The sequence below is a fragment of the Bacillota bacterium genome (assembly GCA_040754675.1).
In the GTDB taxonomy this organism is placed as follows: Bacteria; Bacillota; Limnochordia; order Limnochordales; family Geochordaceae; genus Geochorda.
In genome coordinates this window covers 1-6,884 of record JBFMCJ010000216.1, presented here as the reverse complement: position 1 = coordinate 6,884, position 6,884 = coordinate 1, and the positions used below count along the sequence as shown (strand labels likewise).

General features: G+C 59.3%; 5 protein-coding genes. All 5 read right to left on the bottom strand.

Going from position 1 to position 6,884, the window contains the following annotated elements; translation table 11 throughout:
• On the bottom strand, positions 1-1,231 hold a 1,231-nt coding region (locus AB1609_12890), incomplete at its 3' end, for an MBL fold metallo-hydrolase (GenBank protein ID MEW6047355.1).
• A 126-nt stretch (positions 1,232-1,357) separates the two neighbouring features.
• Entirely contained in the window at positions 1,358-2,959 is a 1,602-nt protein-coding gene (locus AB1609_12885) for a DEAD/DEAH box helicase (GenBank protein MEW6047354.1), read from the bottom strand.
• Positions 2,956-4,206 (bottom strand): BREX system ATP-binding domain-containing protein, encoded by a 1,251-nt coding sequence (locus AB1609_12880; GenBank protein MEW6047353.1) that lies wholly within the window; start codon positions 4,204-4,206, stop codon positions 2,956-2,958. Before AB1609_12880 ends, AB1609_12885 begins: the two co-directional genes overlap by 4 nt.
• A gap of 51 nt (positions 4,207-4,257) precedes the next feature.
• Complete coding sequence (locus AB1609_12875; GenBank protein MEW6047352.1) at positions 4,258-5,484, bottom strand: BREX system ATP-binding domain-containing protein; 1,227 nt, start codon at positions 5,482-5,484, stop codon at positions 4,258-4,260.
• On the bottom strand, positions 5,481-6,320 hold the full coding sequence (locus AB1609_12870) for a hypothetical protein (GenBank protein ID MEW6047351.1): 840 nt from the start codon (positions 6,318-6,320) through the stop codon (positions 5,481-5,483). The genes AB1609_12875 and AB1609_12870 overlap by 4 nt, the downstream gene beginning before the upstream one ends.
• Between the last annotated feature and the right edge of the window lie 564 nt (positions 6,321-6,884).

Below are 6,884 nucleotides of genomic sequence, written 5' to 3'. Positions count from 1 at the left end.
AAAGTTCATAGGTGCGTGCGTTTATAAAGAGTTTAATGTGGGAGTCCCCCGGGGTGGCGCGCGTTAGGTGAAACGCCCTGAGGTAGGCGTAAACGAGGAGCTCAGGGCTATCGGAAAGGAAGAGTACGTTCCTCGTTTGGACCCCCTCGACCATTTTCTGCAAGACCAGTTCTGGCGAGTTCTCCTCGTTGACCACAGAGCCAAAAGCCTTCCCCACCAAGGCTCCGTCGAGAATCAGCCACTTGCGCGGAGTAAGAATCTTCTGCAGCTGTGAAAGGAGTCTCGGGAGGAAGTGCAAGAACCCGTTCCCAAGACAGCAGTCTCCGAGGTAAACCAGTGTGGTACCGGCACCGGTATACACCAGCGCCTCAGACCCAGGGCAGTGAAATGTAGGGAAGAATGAGAGAGATTCTGGGTATGATTGCCCTTGGGTCAAATAGACGCGGCCTACTAACGAATTCTTCATCTGTGGCGGAGCTAGGAGAGCAAGTTGGGCCAAGCTGGCTCGGGACATGAGAACCGGGACACCAAGACTCCTGATTAACTCCCACAAACCACCTGAATGGTCCCGGTGAAAATGAGATACAAAAACCGCCCTTAACTGATCAATCTCTGCCCAACGGACTCCGAACCCGGTGTCAAGGAGGATAGATCCAAGTTGGCCCTTGAGGAGGATGCTCTGACCAGTAGGTTCAGCCGACATATTCACGACCGATTCCAGCTTCCCGATGTCGACCTTGAGGGGCAAGTCCTTGCCCATAAAGCGCGCAAGGGTGGTACGTGGGACCCGCGCCCTGCTCCCGGTCACCAACGGATACCAGCCAGTTGCAAGCGTAACCTCCTCACGCTTTAGGAACAACTCTTCCCTGACTGCCGGGACTGGTCGCAAGAATACGACCGCAATGCGGTAGTCGAAACAATCATGATCTTGCCTCATAAACCTCCAAAAACGGACCCATTCGATGTTAGCATATACAGCCGGCATCGTGACTCGGACATGGTGAAAGAAGTCTGCTTGCGGGCACGGAGGTATCGTTACCGCCTGCAAAGCCTGTCTGGTACGGCGAGTCGGGCCAAAAAACGGCTTCCCTTCGATCGTCTCATATGGAATACCGTTACACTCTCTGGCGATGATGCACCCTTGGCGCGGCATAACCGTCTCGTCAAACCCCTTTACAGCTTTGCACCTGGGGTTCCCCGCTACGAATCCCCGCCCCTGCTTCTCGTTCACCAGCCGACTCTCTTGAAGATCCCCACCAAGCCGAGGGCAGAGTGGTTCCAACCTCCCGCGACTTTGTTGGGTTGCCGGGAACCCTGCCCGCGCTCAACGGCAGACCCCCAATCCCGCAAGACCAGCCTACCGGCCCAAACCGTGTGCTCCGGCTGTTGCGTAACGATCCTTAAGTTCGGAGGGAAGGAGGGGGAAGAACGCCCCCACGGGACCGTGCCGTCGGAAGACCGCAGGGGAAGCTTTACCTCCGAAACGGCGGACCCTGATCACCCCACGCGAGACAGATACCACACTCCATGTAGCACGCCCCAGCACGAACACTTCGTCGAAGACCCCGTGCACGGCACCTATCTCCTTGCCAGAATCGACGTCGATTACCCTGTACTCGCTTTGGTCTGGGATGTTGGAATGAATGCGCCCCGCTTCGCCGGCCTCCATGAGCTTCTGCGAGGGACACCACAGGCCCCGAGCCTGCTCCACCCAACCGCGGCGCTCCAAATTGCTCAGGATCAGTGTCGCCTCATACCCGGAGCAAAGCGGAGAAACCAAATCGATCAACTCTTCCTGGGCCAGGCCCGCCGGGTGCTGATAGATGCAGGACAGGGCTTGCTGGACAACGACGGACAGGTCCGGCTCGTATGCCTGAACCGGCAGTTCACCCGTTGCCGCCGCCTCGAACATGGCCTCCAGCACAGAGCGTTCGTCCGGCGAGGCGCAAAGCGCCGCCACCTGGACGGTGCCGTGCCGCCGATTCCCGCGCCCAATCCGCTGGAGCAGGGCTGTGATACTCCACGGCACCTCTGCGAGCACCACCAGATCGATGTCACCGATATCGATCCCTACCTCCAGGGTCGACGTCGCCACGCACACGGCTACGTCGGCCTCCTTCATCAATGTTTCTGCCTCTTCTCGGAGCTGGCGACTGAGACTTCCGTGGTGCGCGACTACGGGGTAAGGGTGCCACACACGGGCCAGTTCAGACGCAATCTGCTCGACCGACTCCCGCAGGTTACAGAAGCAAAGTAGCTTCCTCCAGCCCTGAGCGCGCGCCAGCGAGTGCACCTCCTGGTGGGAATTCAGCAAGTGGTACACCATCTTGCGTGGCTCCCCCGCGCGAACCAGCTCGAAGGTCGACGCGTATCTGCTTGCTGTGTCCGCCGGCTGCGACAGGGTGGCAGACAACAGGTGCACCGAGGGCGGCGAAGTTGCTAGCCTTTCCAGGCGGCGGAGCAGGACGCGGAGCTGGTCACCGCGATACGTGCTGTCAAGCAGGTGAATTTCGTCGACGATCACCACCTGCAGTTGCTCGAACGCACGGGGCCGCCTGCAGAGTAGAGAATCCAGGGACTCCGGGGTCGTGATAAGGCACTCGGGCAGTTGGCTGGGCAACATGGGTCGGTCCCCGTGCTTGAGGGCGACGCTGATACCCATCTCCCCGAGCGGGCCAGCCACACGAGCATGGGTGTCATTGGCCAGGGCGCGGGTCGGCACCACGTAGAGAATGGCCACGCCCTGACGACGTTCGCTGACGTAACGCTCAGCCACCGGAGCAACCACGGCTTCGGTTTTCCCCGATGCCGTAGGCGCAGCCACAGCCACGTTGTACCCGTCAAGAATCTTCGGGATGGTGAGCACCTGGATGGGCGTGAACCTCCCGAAGCGCCCGAAGAACGGTGCCCAACTCCGCCTCAGCCGGCTACGGATCAGTCTCTCTTCCTGCCGGGTCACGCCAGCACCTCGGCCACGGGCCGACGTTGTCCGAAGCGCATGAGGTCCAACGCCTCTACGGCCGCCTTCACGAACATCCTGGTACGACCTCCACGGTCCTTGACCCGGCGGTAAATTAAGTCAACGATTGGGTCCTTCTCCAGGAATCCATAAGCGCTGTCATAGATGAGGCAGATCTCCTCGAACAAACCCTTAAGTGCCTGCTCGCCGAGCGGCTCGAGGTCAAGCCTTAATGGCGTTGCAGACTTAGAGAGGTAGTCGAGGAGCCACACCGGCGTGAATGCACACACGACCTTCAACCCGCTCGGATCACGGTACAGGAAGGGGATTTCGGAAGCGTAACCCATGCTGCAATAATCAAACCCCGAGCGGAGCGGGGGCCCCGCCATTTTCGGGTCGTTGGCAGCGGTACGCATCAGGGCCTGCAGGAAGTTGAGGCCCTTAGACTGGTACCCATAGCCGACCTGTGTTGCCGCCTCCGCCTCATCGATAAGCAGCAGCAGTCCCTTCAGATCCATTACCTGCAGGGCCGCCCAGCCAAGAGCACTTAACAGATAGCAGTATATGTTCGCGGCAGTGGTAAAGTCATATAGAGATGGGAGCTGCCGGTAGTTGACGTCCGCAACCGGCCGCGGCGTACTTTCCCTGGCCTCAATCCACTCCCACAGGCACTCGTCGGCGGAGCGGGCCAGGTGCTGGAAGTACTCATGGTCGAGAAGACCACCTCTTGACAGGACTTCGCGGAGGAACTCGCGAAAGCCGCCAGGCTGCTGCTCCCCATGCCGGGGATAACGAAAGCTCTGAATCAAGCTCGCGTACACGCGCTTGGGTTTGTGAAACGGCGTCTCCGAGGGATCCATGTCCACAGCAGCGACGGCAAACCCTTCCCGCAAGGCCCGTCCGCGCACATATTGGACTAGATGGCTTTTCCCTACGCCATAGGCTCCCACCAGGAAACAGACTTGGTGTTGGCCGTCGCCGAGCCAGTCCCTCAGCACCCGTGTCTCACTATCCCTTCCGAACGTGAACTCATCTACCAGGTCGTATGGCACCACTCCGAGGCGAAAGGCCTCAATCATCCTGCGGTGTCTGAAGGATTCGTCGTCGGGCTCGCGGGGGGATGCGCTGACCCGTGCAGGTAACATCAACGGTGGCACATCACTCAGCTCGTCCACTCTGACCCAGCGCTTGCGCCCATCTGCGAACTCAACCAGTGACTCAAAACCCCTGTGCCGGGTCCGAAGCACCCTCCCCCGCCCGAATCTTCTGTGGGATACCAGGCGCCCCACCATAACACGCTACCTCAAGTCGTCGACGGAAGGCGGAACACCCTTTTGCCTAAGATGATGGAGAGCTCTCACAATAGTCTTCACAAACAACCGCTTATAGCCCTCGTCTGCATAACGCTGATCAGCTGCGAAGCCGGCGACATTGGTGATGGTGGCAGCCAAATGCTCGTCGCGGAACTGGCACCCATAGGCAACCCGGTATACTTCAGCCAGCTTCTGGCCGATGGACACCAGGAACTCCACTGGGTCGGAAACAACGCTCTCCAAGTTAATCCGTACTCCCGCTGGATTCAGCCCACCGAAAACAGTGTCAAGCCTCTGTTTGAGAGCCTCGTATATCTGGGTCCGTCCCTCTAGGAAATTGTCATCTGGCACCGCATAAAAAATCATGGCTCCCTGAAAAGACGTGTGACCGCAGGCGTCGATGACCTCCCTCAGATTGCTGAGGTGCTGGTCTCGCTGTCGCGTCGAAAGGCTGGGCACTCGTTCTGCTTCGTCGAGCAACACAACAAGACCGTTGTACCCCATTTGCCTGAGACACTGGACGAGAGAGCGGATCATGGTGAACGCTGTGCTCCTGTCGATCCGCTGGAGAATGCCGTGCCGTGAGTGTGTCTTACGGTCATAGGACTCACCAGTCAACCATTGACATATGTTCTCGAAGTCGTCCTCGCGCCTCTGGGCAAGCGCACGGAGAGATGCCTTTATCGCCCTGAGGAAACTCAAACTTTCCACCCCGCTGAGGCGTTCCACGTCCGCCTCCAGTTCCGAGTACAAAGCTTCACCGCTCAAGCCTTTACTGCGGCATTCCTGGAACTTCATGGCGTACCAACCGCGCAGAAAGCTCGCCATGCCATACTCGAATCCGCTGAGGAGCTCCTCGGGGGTTAGCGGCGGGAGTATGCCGCGAGCTATGGCACCATAAACCAGATCCAGGCGGTGAAAGGGGCTCTCGCCCGGGCTCAGGGTGACGTAGGAAACCACGAAGTTATGCTTCCAGGCAACATCACGGATTGAGTACAAGAGGTGCGTTTTTCCCCCACCATACATACCGATGACCAACTTGAAGGCCGAGCCCCCTTGGGGGATAAACGAAGAGAGGTATTCGTCCTCGATTATTGCCAGGTACGGCTCAAAGCCCACGCTGAAGAACTGGAAGCCGTATTCGGGCGGGACGCCGTGGGCCCCCACCGTGTCGATGATGCGGCGGGCAACGGCCTGGGTGAGTTCGCTCATGGCATCTCCCCCTCGAATCTCAGGTGAGAGTAAGCGGTGCCCCTCCCCGATTCATCGTCAGGAACCCACAGGAAGTCCTGACGCCGCTTGGTGTACTCCCTCGTGGCCACGGCCAGGCGCAGGTGCGTGTCAGAAGGTGATACCCTGAGAAACCGGGTCAGCCGAAACAGGTCGTAACTGAAATCAGCGCGCCCATAGCTCCGGTACAGTTCCTTGCGCGGATCCTGGTGGAAGCGGGCGTCCTGCACGAGGTGGGCCACTTCTCCGAGGATGGCAGTTATGGGGACCCCCTTTGCGTCTGCCGCTGACACCTGACGGGCGTAAGCCTCGCGTAACTTACCAAGGAATTCGGGCTCGGGGATACCCGAACCCAGTCTCTTCATAATGCCCTCAAGTCGGGAGGCCATGTCAGCCGGGCGCAGGGGACATTCCTCAAGCCTCTCCTGCTTGGGGCCATACCACACCGTGGCCTTGCCGCGCACGAAGTCCAACTGCAGAGTGAACAGCCCCGACTTGAGTTCCGGGTACTGCCCGCGCAGTGGGAACCCCTTCTCCGCCAGCGCCGCCTCCAACTCGCGGCCGAAGCGCACCCTTAATTCGTTTTCGGCCTGGGAAATCACGGGTTCGTATTCGGCAACCCAGTGGCGCAGTCGATCCGTTCCGACGCAAACTTGATCCAGCTCGTCGATGAGCTTGGCCAGCTTCTCTAAGCGGGAACGCAACTGGACAGCATGGGCACCACGATGTTCGTCCAGCTTCCGGATCTCCTCGTACAGCTTAACCACCCCATCGAGCTTCCTCTTGTACTCAACAAGGGCGTCACCTAACTCACTCACAGCCTTTCACCTCTCCCCCGCCGCACATCGACACCTCGGCATGCCCGCGGCTCAAGCCAATACGGTGATCAAGAAGGGCACCCTGAGGCCTACTCCAGGAGCCAACTGTCGACGCGGATTTAAGTGCCAGAAAGTTGGCACAGGGTAACAATACGACACCTCTCGTGAGAATTCCTGGTCCGCCGTCCATGTCTAACCAGGGGGGACTTCGTGCTTAGCGTGGACCCGGGGTAGTGCGCGCTGGCGTAGGCATCGCAGGCGACTGCGCCAAGTGTCCGGAAAACGCGATCCCCACGGGAAGATTATGGACTGCGAAGCATTCACCCCGGCATTCGAGGCGCGGCGAAACGCCGCGGCTGTTTCTATGATCATGGTAGACCCGAGTTCGACAGTTTGTAGGGAGACGTAAGGCGTAGACGGGCTTCTCCCAATGATTTTCCGGCTGGAAATTTCTCCGCGTGTAACTACACCTGTCAGTTTCTGGGCTCGGCCAGGAGGACCAGGGGCGGCTCCTTTACGTTCAGCCTCTGGAAGATGTGGCGCTGGGAGGGGGTGGTCTCGGTG